This is a genomic window from Rhodococcus chondri (genome assembly GCF_036327435.1).
In the GTDB taxonomy this organism is placed as follows: domain Bacteria; phylum Actinomycetota; class Actinomycetes; order Mycobacteriales; family Mycobacteriaceae; genus Rhodococcus; species Rhodococcus chondri.
Window position 1 is genome coordinate 16,967 of record NZ_JAUZMZ010000036.1, and the last position, 18,217, is coordinate 35,183.

Consider the following 18,217-nt stretch of genomic DNA (forward strand, 5'->3'; position numbering starts at 1 on the left):
GTCAGGCTCCCTTCACCGTCGAGACGGTGCGCTTTTCGATTTTCTTGTCTTGTACGCCGGTGTGCACGATGCGGTCGACGAAGATGCCTGGCAGGTGTACCTGCTCCGGATCGATATCGCCCGGTGCGACAAGCTCTTCGACCTGGGCGATGCAGATGCGGCCGGCCGTCGCGGCGAGGGGGTTGAAGTTCATCGCCGCCTTACTGAACACAAGGTTGCCGTCGGTGTCGCCACGCATGGCATGTACCAGGGCGTAGTCCGCAGTGACCGATTCCTCGAGCACGTACCGCCTGCCGCCGAACTCGCGGACATCCTTGGGCGGCGACGCGACCGCCACCGATCCGTCGGTGTTATAGCGCCACGGCAGGCCGCCCTCGGAGATCGGGGTGCCGACTCCGGCCGGTGTGAAGAACGCCGGAATGCCGGCACCGCCCGCGCGCAGCTTCTCGGCCAGGGTGCCCTGCGGGGTGAGCTCGACCTCGAGTTCGCCGGCGAGGTACTGACGGGCGAATTCCTTGTTCTCTCCCACGTAGGAGGCGGTCACTCGGCGGATTCTTCCCTTACCGAGCAGGATTCCCAGTCCGTGGCCGTCGGTGCCGCAGTTGTTGGATATGACCTCGAGATCGGTGACCTTTCCTGCGGCGAGCGCGGAGATCAGCTGATCGGGGATGCCGGACAGGCCGAACCCGCCGACCGCGAGGGAGGCGCAGGACGGGATGTCGGCGACCGCCGCGGCCGCGGTTGGATAATGTGTGGTCAAGTCTTTCTCCGTAAGGGGCACCAAGCTGTGGGGACGTGGGTGGGGACGGGCAGGGACAGTCGAGTTGGCGATGCAGGATTGCGGCCGGATTCAGATCTGCGCCGGGGAGATCGGGGCGGTGCTTTCGATCACTTCCCGCAGCAGTTCGTCGGCGCGGGGCCAGTTTCCGTAACCGGCGGCGGGGTTGAGGTGCCCGACGTCGCCGAGGTCGACGAGTCGGCTGCCCCAGGTTTCGGCCATGCCGGCGATGCGGCGGTAGTTGCCGAGCGGATCGGTGCGGCTGGCGGCGACGATACTCGGGAACGGCAGCTTTCGGCGGGGGATGGGGTTCCACTCGCCGCGGTCGATGTCGTCGGTGGTGGGGTAGCCGTCGGGCAGGGGCAGTTCCACGTCGGCCGGGGTGGCCAACAGTGCGCCCTGGATCGGACGGCTCGGGTTCTGGGCCCAATGGACGGTGATCAGGACGCCGGCGCTGTGGGCGACGAGGACCACCGGTCCGTCGATCTCACGCAGGACGCTGTCGAGGACGGCGACGCGGGCGGTGCGGCTGAACTTGTCGTGTTCGAGCGGCGGCACGGTGCGGACCTTGTCGAGGCGTTCGGCGAGAAGGGTCTGCCAGTGGTCGGCGACATGGTCGCGCAGACCGGGGACGACAACCACGGTGGGAGAATGAGAGTTGTTCATACGAGCTCCGGAAGTCGTTCGGAGGGAAAGGGGTTCAGTAGACTGCGGCGGCATCGAGGCTGGTGAGTTCTGCGCACCCAGACGTTTGGAGGCGTTTGCCGGTGGGCCGGGCGACGATGGCGAGGACGTGGGCCGGCGGGCAGTTGTGCTCGCCGGCCGTTCACGGTGTCCTCCCCGCCGTCACGTCGTGGGACGGCCGGCTTACTCGACGGCTTCGGTCTGCTGCGCGGGCGCGGCGGACAGGGCGGCGAGCTTGCGGATGCCGGCGGGGTAGACGCGCTTGCCGACCAGGAACACCGCGACCGCGCCCAGGTAGACGATCGGCGCGAATTGCAGAGCATTCGCGAGGCCGATCCTGTCCGCGAGGACACCGACCACGAACGGGCCTGCGGCCAGTCCGAGCAGGCTGTTGGCCAGGGTGGTGGTGCCGAACGCCGACGCCCGCACGGTGGGGTGGGTCAGGTTGGCGACCATCGCGGTGACCGCACCGGTAGAGCCGGCGGAGAAGAACGCACCCACTCCGAGCAACACCAACTGCGCGGGGCCGTGCGGCAGCTGGAACCCGATGATCAGCAGTACCCCAGCGGCGAGACTGACCGCGATTGCGACCGTCCACTTGCGGGCCGGGTCGATGCGGGCGACCCGGTCGGCGAGGATGCCGCACACGATCATGCCGGCGCCGATGAGCAGCACGAAGATCGCAGACATCGCGGCGGCCTTGTCCGCGGCCAGCCCATAGGAGCGGCCGAAGAAGCTGGGCAGCCATGCCATCAGCGCGGCTGCGGTGAACATCTGCAGCCCGCCGCCGATGTAGGCGCACAGCACCGCAGGGTTGGTGAACAGGCTCGAGATCGGGGCACGCTCGAGCGTGCTCGGGGCGGTCGCCGCGGTGTCGACAGTGTTCGCATGGTCGTCGTGGACTGCGTGGCGGGCGAGCTTGCGCTCGCTGATCAGCGACCAGAACAGTGCAACCAGGATCAGCCCGAAGATCGCCATCGACGCGAAGGACCAGCGCCAGGACAACTGCACGGCGATGACCCCGCCGAATGCGACGCCGATCACCGACCCGAACGAGCCGCCGGCCATGAACGCACCCGAAAGCGAAGCCCGCAGTCGAGGCGCGAACACACTGAGCACGACCGCGATACCGACGCTGCCGTAGGCGGCCTCACCGACTCCGACCAGGAACCTGGCGCCGAGCATCTGCTCGTAGGAACCCGCCACCGCACACAACATGGTGGCCGCGCTCCACAATGCGGCCATCACGACGAGGCTGCGCACCCGGCCCCATCGGTCTGCGAGGATCGACAGCGGCAGGGTGAGCAACCCGACCATCAACGCGACCACGCTGTTCAGCGACGCGAGATGCGAATCCGAGAGCGACCATTCCGCTTTCAGGAACGGGAATACGGCGCTGAGGACCTGTCGGGACATATAGTCCGACAACAACAGCCCGAAGGTGAGCGCGAAGACGAGCCATGGGTAGAGCCGGGACCGTCCGCTGCGGCGCGGCGGCGCCGAAACAGTCACAGCCTTCTCTGGCGCGGCGGTGGTGATAGGCGGCATGATCTTTCCTAAAGCTGAGGGGATGAGGGGTGAAGCGCGACGGTTGAGCGCCGGTAATCGGTGGGAGTAGGGGCTTCGCGTGTCCGGGCGGGGCGCGGCACCCGGTGTGGTGTCGCGCCCCGTGGGTCACGCGAATGCCGTGTCAGGCGTGCTGCGTGAAACCGCGCTGACCGGGGCGGCGGTTGGGGGCGAAGCCGATTTTGGCGAGGGTCTCGTCGGCGCTGGTGTAACGCTCGTCGAGCCGGTAGATCTCGCGGGCTTCCTTACCTGTGGCGACCTCGCGACCGAGCTCGTTCGCGATGCGGACGAGTTGTTCGACCTGGGCCACAGAGGTCATCTTCTCGCCCTTGCGACCCCACAAGGTGTCCTCGGTACCGCAGCGGGCGTGCAGGCCCATCGCGATGGCCATGGTGTTGACCGGCAGCACGCTGCGCATCAGGGTTTCCAAGGTGAGTACCGCGCCGTCGGGTGTGCGGCGGATGAACTCCATCATGTTGTACGGGTTGGGACCATCGAAGCCGCCGCCGATACCGACCCAGGTCACCATCAGCGGGCCGGTGTAGACGCCGCGGCGGATCAACCGTTCCACGGTCTCCAGCTGAGCGACGTTGGCGAGCTGGAAGTGCGGCTGGATACCGTTGGCCTGCAGCCGGCGCAGATGCTCCTCGACCCAGCCCGGCCCCGCCGGGACGGTCATCTCGCGGTAGGCGTCGTAGACCTCGGGACGTTCGAAGGAAGTGCCGGCGATGTCATCGGCGCTCATCAGCTCGACGATATTCATCTGGTTGGTGTTGATCGCGATGGTGACCTGATCGGGCTTGGGGTCGAGTTCGGCGAGCATGTGGCGGGTGTCGTCGGAGAGCCATTTCGCGTCCGCGCCTTCACCTTCGGGTGCGAACGAGATCGAGCCGCCGACCTGCAGGATCATCTCGGGCACCGCCTCACGCAGTCGTGCCAGCAGCTCGTTGAACTTCGAGAGCCGCTTGGAGCCTTTGCCGTCGAGTTCACGCACGTGGATGTGCAGCACGGTGGCGCCGGCGTCGTAGCAGTCCACTGCCTTCTGCACGTGTTCGTCCATGGTCAGTGGCAGGTCCTCGGCGAAGTCGTCGATGTCCCATTCGGGGCCATAGGGAGCGACGGTGATGACCAGCTTCTCCTGGGTTTCCGGGAACAGGGCGTCGTCGTGGAAATGCATGGTAATGCTCCGATCAGATGGGTTGAGTGGTTGGTGAGGGGTAGAAATGGGGGACGCGTCAGAAGGGGGCGTCGCCGACGATGCCGGCGCGTTCCATCTTGCGCACTGCGGGCCAATAGTCCTGTACCGCATAGTGTTGTGTGGATCGGTTGTCCCAGATGGCAACGCTGTTACGAGTCCAGCGCCACCGCACCTGGTACTCCGGGATGGCTGCCTGGCTGATCAGATAGCGCAGCAGATCCCCGGCGCCGGGGGCGTAGTCGATACCGAAGCGGACGTTGTCAGGAGTGTGGTAATTGACGAAATGGGTGGTGAAGGCGTTGACGAACAGCATCTTTTCCCCAGTTTCCGGATGGGTGCGCACCACCGGATGCTCGGCGTCGGGGAACCGCTCATGCAGCGCGCGGCGTGCCTCCGCCGGCATGTTCGCACCGAAACTGGCCTCGATGCTGTGCCGGGCACGGAGTCCGTCGATCCGGTCCTTCACCGACTGCGGCAGGCGCGCGTAAGCCTGAGCCATATCCACCCATATGGTGTCGCCGCCGATCGGCGGGATCTCCACGGCACGCAGCACCGAACCCATCGGAGGGTTCGTCCGCCACGTGGCATCGCAGTGGTAGGCGTTTTCGTAGTGCTCCGGCGCGCTGTCGACGTCCTTGTAGATCCGCACCAGTCCGGGATGGTCGGGGTCGCTGCCCGCAACCGGATGATCTTCCAAGGGTCCGAACCGCTCCGCCAGCGCGACGTGCTCGGCACGGGTGAAGTCCTGCTCGCGCAGGAACAACACCTTGTGGCGCAGCAATAGCGAGCGCAGTTCGGCGAACAGGGCATCGTCGCGCGAAACCTCGCCCAGGTCCACGTCGAACAGCTCCGCGCCGATGGTGGCGGTCAACGGCTCCACCCGGAACGGGGACACCGTTCGTGTCCGCCGGGGCGTTCCGATCGTGACAGGCATTGCATTGTCTCCTAGAAGAATCGAGGTTCGATTGTGGTGGCGGGTGATCACGGGTTCAGAGGGTGAACACCGAGGTGCCGACACTGGCGCCGGTCTCGAGGTCGCGGTGCGCGGCCACCGCGTCGGCCAGCTCGTAGCGCTGGTTGATGTCGATGCGGATCCGGCCGGCGGCGACGTGGCCGAATACCTCGCCGGCCAGTTCGGCCCGTTCGGCCGGGTCGGCGATGTAGTCGGCCAGTGCGGGGCGGGTCACGAACAGTGAGCCCTTGACCGCCAGCGCCATAGCGTCGATCGGCGGGATCGGACCGGATGCTGTGCCGAAGCAGACCAGCAGGCCCCGGCGGGCCAACGAGTCGAGCGAGGTTGCGAACGTAGATGCACCGATGCTGTCGAACACCACCGGTACTCCGACACCGTCGGTGAGCTCGCGGACCCGGGCAGGGACGTCCTCACGTGTGTAGACGATCACGTGCGCACAGCCATTGGCGCGGGCGACCTCGGCCTTGGCATCGCTGGACACGGTGCCGATCACGTTGATTCCCAGTAGCTTCGCCCACTGGGTCACGATGGAGCCGACCCCACCCGCAGCGGCATGCAGCAGCACCGTGTCGCCGGCGTGCAGCGTGGAAATGCGCCGCAGCAGATACGCACTGGTCAGCCCTCGCATGGTCATCGACGCCGCGGTCTCGAACGAGATCTCGTCCGGGAGCGCGATCAGGTGTTCGGCCGACATCACTCGCTCTGTGCTGTAAGCCCCCAGGGGGCTTCCGGTGTAGGTGACCCGGTCGCCCTCCCGCACGTTCGATACGCCGGCGCCGACTGCTTCGATGACGCCTGCGGCCTCTACGCCCATGCCGGCCGGCAATGCGGCTGGGTAGAGTCCGGTCCGGAAGTAGGTGTCGGCGAAGTTCAGTCCGACCGCGCCGTGGCGGATCCGGACCTCGCCCGGACCGGGTTCCCCGACTTCGGCTGTCTCCCAACGCAGTACGTCCGGCCCGCCGGTCTCGTAGAAACGAACAACCTTCGCCACTGTATTCTCCTTCTCGGTCCGGTTTCGGCGCCGTGATGACTCGAAAACCCGAATGGAATGTTCTGGAACCATTTGCGGGCCGGTGTGCCGGTTTCGGCGTATGGGGCAGGACACCCGATGGCCCGTTCTGTGATGAATCCAACATTAGTCGCTCCGGGCCGCGATTACTTTTCATAACGGGACTTCGAGTATTCCGTCTGGGACGCAGGTCGCCGGGGCTCCGGGGGCAATTAGATCCTCGTCGTCCCCCGACTGTCCCGATCGGAACAGATTTCTGACCCGATGGGATAAGTACGAGGGGTATGGTCGGGCTACTCTGGAGTCGCATCCCGAAGAGCCGCATGGGTTCTCCGGTCAAGTCCCGCACTCCGTGGGCAAACGCCACCAGTACCGGGATCGTCATGCAGCCGGCCTACTCGCCACCTGCCCGATGCGCCCATCGTCACCCCCAGGAAGACCGATGACCAGGACCATCTATGCCGCCGACCACCTCGACTTCCGTGATACCGTGCGTGATTTCACACAGCGTCACCTGATTCCGGAGCATGAGCGAATCATCGAGCAGCGGTTCATCGACCGCGAGATCTGGCTCGAGGCCGGCAAGCTCGGTCTGCTCGGTTTGGAAGTGCCCGAACAGTACGGCGGGAGTGCGGCGGGCGACTATCGATTCAATGCCGTAGTGGGGGAGGAGCTCTCGCGGGTAAGTGCGGCGATCTCGTCGAGTTTCGGAATCCACTACGACATCGTGGCGCCGTATCTGGTGGAGTTGACCACCGAGGAACAGAAGGGGCGGTGGCTGCCGCGGTTCTGCTCCGGTGAGCTGATCGCCGCGATCGCGATGACCGAACCTGCTGCGGGTTCGGACCTCGCCGGGTTGAAGACCACGGCCCGACGCGCCGGAGAGGACTGGATCCTCAACGGATCCAAGACATTCATCACCAACGGCTACCACGCGGACCTGGTGATCGTGGCCGCCATGACCGATCCCGCGAAGAAGGCCAAAGGTATCACTTTGTTCGCGGTCGAGACCGGCATGGCGGGTTTCGAACGCGGTCGCAAGTTGGACAAGGTGGGGGCAACCCGAATCGGACACGGCCGAACTGTTCTTCACCGACGTCCGGGTACCCGCGGCGAACGTAATCGGTGAGGTCGATCGCGGGTTCGCACACATGATGCGCATGCTGCCGCAGGAACGAATCTGCGCCGCGGTGTCGAATCTTGCACACGCCGAAGCCATCCTGATCGAAACCCTGGCTTATGCCCGGGCGCGCAAGGCTTTCGGCCAAGCGATCGGCTCGTTCCAGTACAACAAGTTCCTTTTCGCCGAACTGGTCACAACACTCGAGGTGGCGCAGGCATTCGTCGATCAGTGCGTGCAGGCGCACACCGAGGGCCGGTTGAGTGCGGTGGACGCTGCGAAGGCCAAATGGTGGAGCTCGCAGGTCCAGAATCAAATCCTCGACAGTTGCGTTCAACTGCACGGCGGTTACGGGTTCATGAACGAATACCGCGTCGCACGGGCTTGGAAGGACGCCCGGGTGACCAAGATCTGGGCCGGCTCCAACGAGATCATGAAGGAGATCATCGGTCGGGACCTCGGACTGTGAGCATGACTGCGGGGGTCCGTCGGCTGAGCCCCCGGGTCCAGCCCTTCGGACGCAGCCACCGACGACAACCTTCCCGATCGACCCTGGAGACCACAACATGACCAATCTCAGTACCAATCTCGTTGCGTCGGCCCGCAACTACCCCGACAAGACCGCTTTGCGGTGCGGCGAGGACACGTTGTCGTTCGCGGAATTCGACGCCGCCGCGGCACGGGTGGCGACGCTGCTCGAGCGCGCCGGGATCGCGCCCGGTGACCGAGTCGCGGTGATGCTGCCCAACACGGCTGCGTTCGCAATCGTGTTCTACGGCATCCTTCGTCGGGGCGCGGTCGCGGTGCCGATGAACCCGCTGCTGAAGGCCCGCGAAATCGAGTTCTTCCTGACCAACACCGACGCAGCGGCACTGTTCGCGACATCGGCATTCGCCGAGCATGCCCGCGCCGCGGCCGTGGCGGGAGACGCCCGGTTGTGGCTGGCGGACGACGACGATCTCACCCGGCTGATCGCCGACCTTCCGCCGCAGACCGCGCCCGTGGCACGGTCCGGTGAGGACACGGCCGTGATCCTGCACACCTCGGGTACCACCGGAAAACCCAAGGGCGCCGAACTCACCCACGCCGGACTGGCATGCAACGCAGAAGTGACCGCCCGTACTCTGATCCAGATCGGACCCGACGATGTGGTGATGGGTGCACTGCCGCTCTTCCACGTCTTCGGGCTCACGTGCGGACTCAACGCTTCGGTCCTGGTGGGTGCCATGCTCACCCTGGTGCCGCGGTTCGATCCGCGGATTGCACTCGACGTCATCGCCCGTGATCGGGTCACCGTATTCGAGGGTGTTCCGACGATGTACGCCGCGATGCTCGGTGTCGCCGAGGAATCGGACGTGGCAACGACGGCGAGCCTGCGAGTGTGCGTGTCCGGCGGCGCGTCGCTGCCGGTAGCGGTGCTCACCGAGTTCGAGCGGACCTTCGACGCGGTGATCCTGGAGGGGTACGGGCTGTCGGAAACCTCGCCGGTCGCGTCGTTCAACCACCCGAACCGCGTCCGTAAGGCCGGCTCGATCGGCACCCCGATCGAGGGCGTACGGATGCGCGTCGTGGACGGCGACGGTGTCGAGGTCCCGGCCGACCGGCCCGGCGAGATCCAGATTGCAGGACCGAACGTGATGAAGGGCTACTGGAACCTGCCGGAGGAAACCGCGACCGCGATCGACGAGGCGGGCTGGTTCGCCACGGGCGACATCGGCCGCGTCGACACCGACGGTTACTTCTACATCGTGGATCGCAAGAAAGACTTGATCATCCGCGGCGGGTTCAATGTTTATCCCCGCGAGGTAGAGGAAGTCGTCTACGAACACCCTGCCGTGGCAGAGGCCGCGATAATCGGCATTCCACACCACAGCCTCGGCGAGGAGATCGGCGCCGCGGTAACGCTCAAACCCGGCATGAACACCGACCCCGCCGAGATCGTCGAATTCGTCAAGCAGCGGGTCGCGGCCTACAAGTACCCGCGCTGCATCTGGATCCTCGACGACCTCCCTCACGGTCCCACCGGCAAGATCCTGCGCCGCGACATCACCATCCCGACATTCGAAAGCAGAAGCAACCGACCATGACCGTGATCTCTACTACCGCGCCGGTGCATCGCCCCGACGAACCCGCCGCTCCGCTGGATCTGCTCATGGTGGGCTCTGCCCGGGGCGTGGCCGGTCGGATGCTGCCCAACCGGTCCTGGGCCCGGCTCGCGGGCGCGCTGGTTACCCGACCTGGCACGCTCGCGCACCATGGCGGCACCCTGGCGAAGGAACTCGCCGGCGTCGCTGCCGGCCGCGCCGAGCGGGCACCCGTCAAGGGCGACAAGAGATTCGCCGACCCGGCGTGGCAGCACAATCCGTGGTTGCGTCGCCTCATGCAGGCCTACCTCGCCACCGCCGACACTGCCGATTGCCTGCTCACCGAGGCCGGCCTGGACTGGCGTGACGACGAACGGATGCGGTTCCTGCTCGACAACCTCGTCGAGGCTCTCGCCCCCAGTAACAATCCGCTGCTGAACCCGCTCGGTTTCAAGGCGCTCATCGATACCGGTGGCCTGTCCGCGCTGCGCGGGGCGCGCGCGTTCGCCCGCGATATGGCTACCAAGCCGCGGGTGCCGGCGATGATCGAGCCCGGGTCCTACACCCTCGGCGAGACCGTCGCAGTCACACCCGGAGCGGTGGTGTTGCGCACCCCGGTCTTCGAGCTGATCCAATATGCACCGCAAACCGCGACCGTGCTCGAAGTGCCACTGCTGATGGTGCCGCCGGTGATCAACAAGTACTATATCGCCGACATCGCCCCCGGCCGCAGCATGATCGAGCACGTCCTGCGCCAGGGCCAGCAGGTGTTCACCATCTCCTGGCGCAACCCCCATGCCGAGCATCGGGACTGGGACCTCGACACCTACGGCGCAGCGATCCTCGAGGCGATGGACGCCGTCCAGGCAATCACCGGCAGCGAACGCACGCACCTGCAGGGCAGCTGCTCGGGCGGGATCCTGGCCGCGACGACCGCCGCGCACCTGGCTGCCACCGGGGACGGCGACCGGGTCGCCGGGCTCGCCCTGACGGTGACCGTGCTCGACCAGGCCCGGGCCGGGTTCGCCGCCGCGAGCCTCGACGAACGCACTGCCGAGACCGCGATCGAACGCTCACAGTCGAAGGGCTACCTGGATGGGGCGAACTGACCGAGGTGTTCGCCTGGCTGCGCCCGACCGACCTGGTGTGGCGCTACTGGGTCAACATTTACCTGCAGGGCCGCCGACCCGCGCCGTTCGACGTGCCGCACTGGAACGCCGACACCACCCGGATGGCGGCCGGCCTGCACCGCGACCTGGTTCGCATCGGTGCCGCCAACGCGCTGGTCCGTCCCGGCGCGGTGCACCTGTTGGGCACCCCGATCGATCTCGGTGCGATCACCGCTGACGCGTATGTGATCGGCGGCGTCGCCGACCACATTTCTCCGTGGCAGGCCTGCTACCGCAGCGCCGCCCTGCTCGGGAGCGCCGACACCCGGTTTGTGCTCTCCACCGGCGGACACGTCGCCGCTCTGGTCAACCCACCCGGGAACCCGAAGGTGTCCTTCCGGATCGGGTCCGTCGAGGTCGACACTCCCGATCAGTGGCTCGACCGCTCGGAGGTCGTCCGCGACTCGTGGTGGACCGACTACACCACCTGGCTCGCCGCACGCAGCGGCGCTACCGTCGCCGCCTCCACCACCCTCGGCGACGCCGACCACCGCCCGCTCGACCCCGCCCCCGGCACCTACGTGCAGCACCCCTGACCCCCACCGCAACCCAGGAGACGACATCATGACGACCACACTCGACAACCCGCGAGCGTTGCTCGACCTGATCGGGAGCGAACTCGGCCACACCGACTGGCGCGAGATCACCCAGGAGCAGGTGAACCGGTTCGCCGACGCTACCGGCGACCATCAATGGATTCACACCGACCCTGTCCGGGCCGTCGAGGGACCCTTCGGCACCGCCATTGCCCACGGGTACCTCACCCTGGCGCTGACGCCGATCGCGCTCGCCGAAGTGCTCACCATAGAACAGCTCGGTGCAACACTGAACTACGGAGCGAACAAGGTCCGCTTCCCCGCACCGGTCCCGGTTGCCGCCAAACTGCGCGCCACCGTGACCCTCACCGCGGCCGTGGAGAAACCCGCCGGCATCGAGGCGGTGTTCACTCTCACCTACGAGATCCAGGGTGGGACCCGGCCGGTGTGTGTGGCCGAGGTCGTCGTCGTCTACCGATGACCGCCGACGCCCGCACCACGCAGACCAGCATCACCGTGGGCCGGCGGCGCGTCCGGGTCCACATCAGGCACGGATCCGGTGTGCCGCTGGTGCTGTGCAACGGAATCGGCGCCGGGCTCGAGGTGCTCGATCCCTTGGTCGCCGCCCTCGACCCGGCCACTACCGTCGTCCGATTCGACGTCCCTGGTGCCGGCGGGTCGCCGGCCTCGTTGATTCCTTACGGATTCGTTTGCCTCGCAAGGCTACTGGGACGGGTACTCGACCGACTCGGTCTCGACACGGTGGACGTCCTCGGTCTGTCCTGGGGCGGGGCATGGCCGAGCAGTTCGCTTTCCAGAACCCGCGTCGATGCCGCCGACTCGTGCTCGTCGCCACCGCTACCGGTGCCCTCATGGTGCCCGGACAACCCCGGGTGCTTGCGAAGATGCTCACCGGTCGCCGGTTCACCGACCCCGACCACGTCGCAGCGATCGCCGGCCAGATCTACGGCGGCACCGCGAGGAATCGAGACCAGGACATCGCCGCACTCTTCGCCGCTCAGCTCCACGACGGGTCGACGATCGGCTATCTGCACCAGCTGCTTGCCGGCGCCGTGTGGACCAGCTTGCCGATGCTTCCCGCCATCCGTCAACCCACTCTGATCGTCGCCGGCACCGACGATCCCATCGTCCCGATCATCAACGCCCACATCCTGCACCGACTACTGCCCATGCCACCCTGCACGTGCACGACGGCGGACATATCGAACCGATCACCAACGCCGGTGGACTCGCCCCGGCGATCGACGCCTTCCTCCGCGAACCCGAACAACGACGATGACATCTCCAATGACCGCGGGGGCGTGCAGGGGCCCCGGCCGATCGAGCGTATCTTGAGGTGACATGGGGTGTTCTCTCCGGAGCAGAGTGTGGGACCGCACATGAAGCGGTTGGCGCGTTACGCCGCGATCACCGGGTATGCCGAGCTGTGCGCGTCGTTGGGGACCGATCCGACCCCGCTGCTGCGCGGCGTCGGGCTCGAGCCCGCTGGGTTGGGCCTGCCGGACCGGTGGGTCCCCGCCATCGCGATTGCCCGCCTGCTGGAACGCTCGGCGGCCGCGACCCGCTGTCCCGATTTCGGGCTGCGGCTCGTCGAGCGGCGGCGCTTCGCCAGCCTCGGCCCGGTGAGCCTGGTCATCCGGGAGGAACCCGACGTCCGGAGTGCGCTGAAGTTCTTGATGCGCTATCAGCACATGTACAACGAGGCCCTGCGGATGCGGTTGGTCGAGGCCGAGGACGTGGCGACGATCCGGGTGGCGCTCGAGTTGGGCGAACCCGCGGACACCCGGCAGACCGCGGAACTGGCGATGGGGGTACTGCATGGGCTGTTACGTGATTTCCGCGGCGGTCGCTGGCAGCCGCTGGCGGTCTGCTTCACCCACATCGCACCCGAGGACATCAGCACTCATCTCGAGACATTCGGCCCGATGGTCAAGTTCGACCAGGAGTTCACCGGAATCGTCCTGTACACCAGCGATCTGGACGCACCCAACGTCATGTCGGGTCCCTCGATCGGCCCGTACGCGCGCCAATTTCTCGACACTCTCGACGCTCGGTCCGAGGCGACGCCCGTCACCCGGGTCCGCGAGTTGATCGAACTGCTGTTGCCCACCGGGCGATGCTCGGTCGAACAGGTCGCCCGCAGCCTCGGGGTCGACCGGCGCACGGTACACCGCCACCTCGCCGGGGCTGGGCAGAACTACACCACGGTGCTCAACGCCGTCCGTGTGGATCTGGCCGAACACCTCGTTGCCGGCCGGCGCTACTCTCTCACCGAGGTCTCCGAGTTGCTCGGATTCTCGTCCGCAAGCAACTTCTCCCGCTGGTTCAGTAGCGAATTCGGCTGCAGTCCAAGGCAATGGCGGGTTACATACCGGACGGACCCCATCGTCGGGGCTGGGGACGCGCTGGTATAACACCCGTGCTACGAGACGCCGGGTGTGGGCAGTCGGGGTCCGACGGTCGGCGAGGGGTATCCGGCGAGCCGCCGCCGGACCGGTGACCGCACGGAGATGGTGCCGATATCCACCGGCGCGATCCGAGGTTTCCGGATGGCTCGACGTGGATGTCCCGTATCGAATAGATCGTGTCCCAATGGGGACAGTATGCCGTGCCGGCTCCGGATACTGTGAGAGGCGTCGCATTTCAGGCTGTGTAGGAAGACCTCGGCCGGACTGGAGTCACCGCGACCCGCTCGCTCGCGGCGACCTCCACCGCAGCGAGCCGGTCACCACGAATGTCCTCAATACATTGGCATGGAGCATATCTCGGTCACTCACCGAGAGTGACGGACCCGACCCACGTCGAATATCTCGGCCGGGCCGGGTATCCAGGCCGACCTGACGAGAAAGAGAGTGTGCAGGGTGCTGGATGCTACCGCGGCCGCGGAGTCCGATCGCAGAGATCCCGATCACGACACGTCGATCGGAGCAGATACGCGGCCGAGCGCGGGCGTGGTGACCAATCATGCCGAGTCGGGCGACCGAGGCGGGGAAGGAAGCAGCGGTGGCCGCAGGACCCGGCTCAACAGGAACGTCGTGCTCGAACGGGTGCGCGCATCGCTGCCCGGATCGGTGTTGTCCGCCGCGGCGGCGGCGACCGCAGTTCTCACGGCACGCCTGCTGGGCGGAATCAGCCCTCTGCTGATCGCGATTCTGCTCGGCGCGGTGGTCGCCAATCTGAGGACGCTGCCGGCGGTTTTCGAACCGGGGGTGACCCTCGCGTCGCGGCGGCTGCTCCGTATCGGAGTCGCACTCCTGGGTCTGCAACTATTGGTGCCGAACGTGCTGGCACTGGGGTGGGGAACGCTCGCGGTGGTCGCTGGCGTGGTCGTCCTGGGTATCGCCGGGTCGATGGCGTTGGGAAAGTGGCTCGGGATCGGCTACACGCAACGGCTGCTGATCGCGTGCAGTTTCTCGATCTGCGGTGCCGCGGCGGCGGCCGCGGTCGACGGTGTGGTGAACGCACGCAAGCGAGAGCTGGTGACCACGGTCGCGCTGGTCGTCATCTTCGGCACTGTGATGATTCCGGCTCTTCCCGCGGCTGCGGCCGCCATGGGCCTGGACTCCACTCAGGCGGGAATGTGGGCCGGCGCCGCGATTCACGAGGTGGCCCAGGTGGTTGCGGCCGGTGGCGCGCTCGACGCGGGGTCGTCGGCCGCGGTGGCGGGCGGCGGGGCCCTGGCCATTGCGGTGACGGTCAAGCTGGCCCGAGTGGCGCTGCTGGCGCCGGTGGTCGCGTGGATCGGGGTGGTGTCACGACGCCGTGCCGTCACGCCCATGCAGACGCGGCGACCGCCCTTGGTGCCGCTGTTCTTGGTCGGCTTTCTTGCCTGCGTGGCGCTGCGGGCCACCGGGGTTCTCGGACCTGCGTGGCTCGACGCCGCGCGACTGGTCCAGACCGCGATGCTCACCTCCGCGATGTTCGCGCTCGGCACCGGGGTCCGGCTGTCCGTGTTGCGCGGTGTCGGGTGGCGCCCCTTCGCTCTCGCCGCCGCTTCGACGATCGTCGTCACCGCGACCTCGCTCACCGGAGTGCTGCTGCTCACGTAGTCGATCGACGCAAAGCGCGGAAACCGACGTGGCAGACTGCCCGAGCAGGGGAACGTATGTGCGATTATCGATGATGGAGCGCGCGATACGGGAGGTGCCGGATGGGGTGGGGGAACGGTCCACCGAGCTGGTCCGAGATGGAGCGCGTTCTCTCCGGCCGGGCGAACCCAGGCAACGCCCGGACCGGTCAGGATTTCCCCGGTGACGGCAACGACAGCCCGGCCTGGTCGCGCACCCGCCCCGACTACGAAGCCCGGGTGCGCCCACCCGAGGGGCCGGTCGTGCCCTACGCCGAACTGCACGCGCACTCGGCATTCAGCTTCCTCGACGGCGCTTCCACGCCCGAAGAACTCGTCGAGGAAGCCGTGCGGCTGGGTTTGGACGCGCTCGCGATCACCGACCACGACGGTCTGTATGGCGTGGTGCGGTTCGCCGAGGCGGCACGAGAGCTGAACATGCGCACCGTGTTCGGGGCCGAACTGGCCGTGGGCGACGACCACCTTCTCGTGCTTGCCCGCGGACAGGAAGGTTATCGCCGACTGTCCCGCGTAATTGCCGCGGCACACCTCGTCGGCGGGGTGAAGAACGAACCCCGCTACGACTACGACGCCCTCACCGAGGCGGCCGGTGGACACTGGCAGATCCTCACCGGTTGCCGCAAAGGCGCAGTACGACGCGCGCTCGACTCCGGGGGCCCCGATGCGGCCGCGGCCGCGCTGCGCGATCTCGTCGACCGATTCGGTGCCGACCGCGTCACCGTCGAACTCACCCGGCACGGTCTTCCCGACGACAGCGAACGCAACACTGCACTGGCAGAGCTTGCCGCACTGCAAGGGCTTCCGTGCATTGCGAGTACCGCCGCGCACTTCGCTGCTCCGCACCGGCGACGACTGGCGATGGCGATGGCCGCGATCTCCGATCGGCAGAGCCTCGACGACGCGGCGAGCCGGCTCGCGCCCACCGGAGGCGGACACCTGCGTTCGGGTGCGGAGATGGCGCAGTTGTTCGCCGCGTATCCCGGTGTCGTGCACGCCGCGGCGGAACTCGGCCGGGAATGCGCGTTCGACCTGCGGCTGATCGCCCCGAAGCTGCCACCGTTCGACGTACCGGACGGACACACCGAACCGACCTGGCTGCGGTCGCTCACCTACGAGGGCGCCCGGCGCCGCTACGGCCCACCCGAGCGCAACCCCGCGGCGTATCGGCAGATCGAGCACGAACTCGACATCATCGGCAGGCTGGGATTTCCCGGCTACTTCCTCGTCGTCCACGACATCGTGCAGTTCTGCAAGGCGAACGACATCCTGTGCCAGGGAAGAGGATCGGCAGCCAACTCCGCGGTCTGCTACGCCATCGGCATCACCAACGTCGACCCGGTCCGCAACGATCTGCTATTCGAACGGTTCCTGTCGCCGGAACGCGACGGCCCACCCGACATCGACCTCGACATCGAATCCGATCGCCGCGAGGAAGCCATCCAGCACGTCTACGCGAAGTACGGGCGCACCCACGCCGCGCAGGTCGCCAACGTCATCACCTACCGCGGGAGATCCGCGGTCCGCGACATGGCGCGCGCCCTCGGCTACTCGCAGGGGCAGCAGGACGCGTGGAGCAAACAGATCAGCCGCTGGAACGGGGTGACCGTCGAAACCGACACCGACATTCCCGCACCCGTTCTCGAACTCGCCGAACAGATCGAGGGAATGCCCCGGCATCTGGGTATCCATTCCGGCGGCATGGTGATCTGCGACCGGCCTGTCGCCGACGTGTGTCCCGTCGAATGGGCCCGCATGCCGGGTCGCACGGTCCTCCAGTGGGACAAGGACGACTGTGCCGCAGCGGGACTCGTCAAATTCGATCTCCTCGGGCTGGGCATGCTCTCGGCCCTGCACTACATGATCGACCTCGTGGCCGAACACGAAGGTACCCAGGTCGATCTCGCGCAACTCGACCTGACGGAGGAGGGCGTGTACGAGATGTTGCGCCGCGCCGACTCCATCGGTGTTTTCCAGGTGGAATCGCGGGCACAGATGGCGACGTTGCCGCGGCTCGAACCGCGCAACTTCTACGATCTGGTGATAGAGGTGGCGCTGATCCGACCCGGTCCCATCCAGGGCGGATCGGTGCACCCGTACATCCGTCGCCGCAACGGCCACGAACCCGTCACCTACGACCACCCGTGCCTCGAGAAGTCGCTCAAACGCACTCTGGGTGTGCCGCTGTTCCAGGAACAACTGATGCAGATGGCCGTCGACGCCGCCGGATTCAGCGCGGCCGAAGCCGACCAGCTGCGCCGCGCGATGGGTTCCAAGCGTTCGCCGGCAAAGATGGAACGGCTGCGCGACAGACTCTACGATGGTATGCGCGAGTTGCACGGAATCACCGGAGACGTGGCCGACCGCATCTACGAGAAACTGCATGCCTTCGCGAATTTCGGTTTCCCCGAAAGTCATTCGCAGAGTTTTGCCTCGCTCGTGTTCTATTCGTCCTGGTTCAAACTGCACCATCCCGCGGCGTTCTGCGCGGGATTGCTGCGGGCACAGCCGATGGGGTTCTACTCGCCCCAGTCGCTGGTCGCCGACGCTCGGCGACACGGAGTCGCCGTGCACGGCCCCGACGTCAATGCGAGCCTCGCGCACGCCACGGTCGAGAACAGCGGGGTCGAGAACTGCGGACGGGACGTGCGGCTCGGACTGGGGGAGGTGCGCCATATCGGCGACGACCTCGCCGCCCGGATCGTGGCCGAGCGCGACGCGCACGGCAACTACACGTCGTTCCTGGACCTGACCGGCCGGGTCGAGCTCACTGCCGCGCAGGCCGAGTCCCTCGCGACGGCAGGGGCACTGGCCGCTTTCGGGATCACCCGTCGTGAAGCCCTGTGGGCCGCCGGACCGGCAGCAACACAGCGCGCCGGCCGGCTCCCCGGCATCGGCGCGTCCACGGAAGCTCCCGCGCTACCCGGCATGAGCGAGCACGAACTCGCCGCCGCCGACGTGTGGGCCACCGGAGTCTCCCCGAACAGCTATCCGA

The 18,217-nt window shown here is 66.8% G+C and carries 11 protein-coding genes and 3 pseudogenes; 8 read left to right on the plus strand and 6 right to left on the minus strand.

Annotation, left to right across the window (positions count from 1 at the left end):
* Position 1 precedes the first annotated feature (1 nt).
* From Q8814_RS08970 to Q8814_RS08995, 6 genes are all read right to left on the minus strand, one after another.
* A complete protein-coding gene (locus Q8814_RS08970) occupies positions 2-760 on the minus strand; it encodes a CoA transferase subunit A (RefSeq protein WP_330151661.1) in 759 nt (252 codons plus the stop codon).
* Between the two features lie 90 nt (positions 761-850).
* Positions 851-1,444 carry an RBBP9/YdeN family alpha/beta hydrolase gene (locus tag Q8814_RS08975; RefSeq protein WP_330151662.1) on the minus strand — a complete coding sequence of 198 codons (594 nt, stop codon included), beginning with the start codon at positions 1,442-1,444 and terminating at the stop codon, positions 851-853.
* A gap of 201 nt (positions 1,445-1,645) precedes the next feature.
* Positions 1,646-3,010: an MFS transporter gene (locus tag Q8814_RS08980; RefSeq protein WP_330151663.1), complete on the minus strand. Its 1,365-nt coding sequence runs from the start codon at positions 3,008-3,010 to the stop codon at positions 1,646-1,648.
* A 142-nt stretch (positions 3,011-3,152) separates the two neighbouring features.
* Positions 3,153-4,205, minus strand: a complete 1,053-nt coding sequence (locus Q8814_RS08985) for a BKACE family enzyme (protein ID WP_330151664.1) — start codon at positions 4,203-4,205, stop codon at positions 3,153-3,155.
* 58 nt (positions 4,206-4,263) lie between these two features.
* A complete protein-coding gene (locus Q8814_RS08990; protein ID WP_330151665.1) occupies positions 4,264-5,160 on the minus strand; it encodes a TauD/TfdA dioxygenase family protein in 897 nt (298 codons plus the stop codon).
* 55 nt (positions 5,161-5,215) lie between these two features.
* Positions 5,216-6,190 (minus strand): quinone oxidoreductase family protein, encoded by a 975-nt coding sequence (locus Q8814_RS08995; RefSeq protein ID WP_330151666.1) that lies wholly within the window; start codon positions 6,188-6,190, stop codon positions 5,216-5,218.
* Between the two features lie 460 nt (positions 6,191-6,650).
* On the opposite strand from Q8814_RS08995, the pseudogene Q8814_RS09000 reads away from it, so the two are divergent.
* The 8 genes and pseudogenes from Q8814_RS09000 to Q8814_RS09035 all read left to right on the plus strand — a co-directional run.
* Positions 6,651-7,797, plus strand: a pseudogene (locus Q8814_RS09000) (acyl-CoA dehydrogenase family protein).
* 97 nt (positions 7,798-7,894) lie between these two features.
* Complete coding sequence (locus Q8814_RS09005) at positions 7,895-9,415, plus strand: long-chain-fatty-acid--CoA ligase (protein ID WP_330151667.1); 1,521 nt, start codon at positions 7,895-7,897, stop codon at positions 9,413-9,415.
* Positions 9,412-11,117 (plus strand): annotated as a pseudogene (locus tag Q8814_RS09010) (PHA/PHB synthase family protein). The gene Q8814_RS09005 and the pseudogene Q8814_RS09010 overlap by 4 nt, the downstream one beginning before the upstream one ends.
* 28 nt (positions 11,118-11,145) lie before the next feature.
* Positions 11,146-11,598 carry a MaoC family dehydratase gene (locus Q8814_RS09015; protein ID WP_330151668.1) on the plus strand — a complete coding sequence of 151 codons (453 nt, stop codon included), beginning with the start codon at positions 11,146-11,148 and terminating at the stop codon, positions 11,596-11,598.
* Positions 11,595-12,417: pseudogene (gene phaZ / locus Q8814_RS09020) on the plus strand (poly(3-hydroxyalkanoate) depolymerase). Before Q8814_RS09015 ends, phaZ begins: the two are co-directional and overlap by 4 nt.
* Before the next feature lie 100 nt (positions 12,418-12,517).
* Positions 12,518-13,552, plus strand: coding sequence for an AraC family transcriptional regulator (locus Q8814_RS09025; protein WP_330151671.1), 1,035 nt, complete (start codon positions 12,518-12,520; stop codon positions 13,550-13,552).
* Between the two features lie 438 nt (positions 13,553-13,990).
* The gene (locus Q8814_RS09030) at positions 13,991-15,187 is read left to right on the plus strand and encodes a YeiH family protein (protein ID WP_330151669.1); all 1,197 of its coding nucleotides are present in this window, start codon (positions 13,991-13,993) and stop codon (positions 15,185-15,187) included.
* A 101-nt stretch (positions 15,188-15,288) separates the two neighbouring features.
* The coding region (locus Q8814_RS09035; protein WP_330151670.1) for an error-prone DNA polymerase at positions 15,289-18,217 on the plus strand (2,929 nt) is incomplete at its 3' end.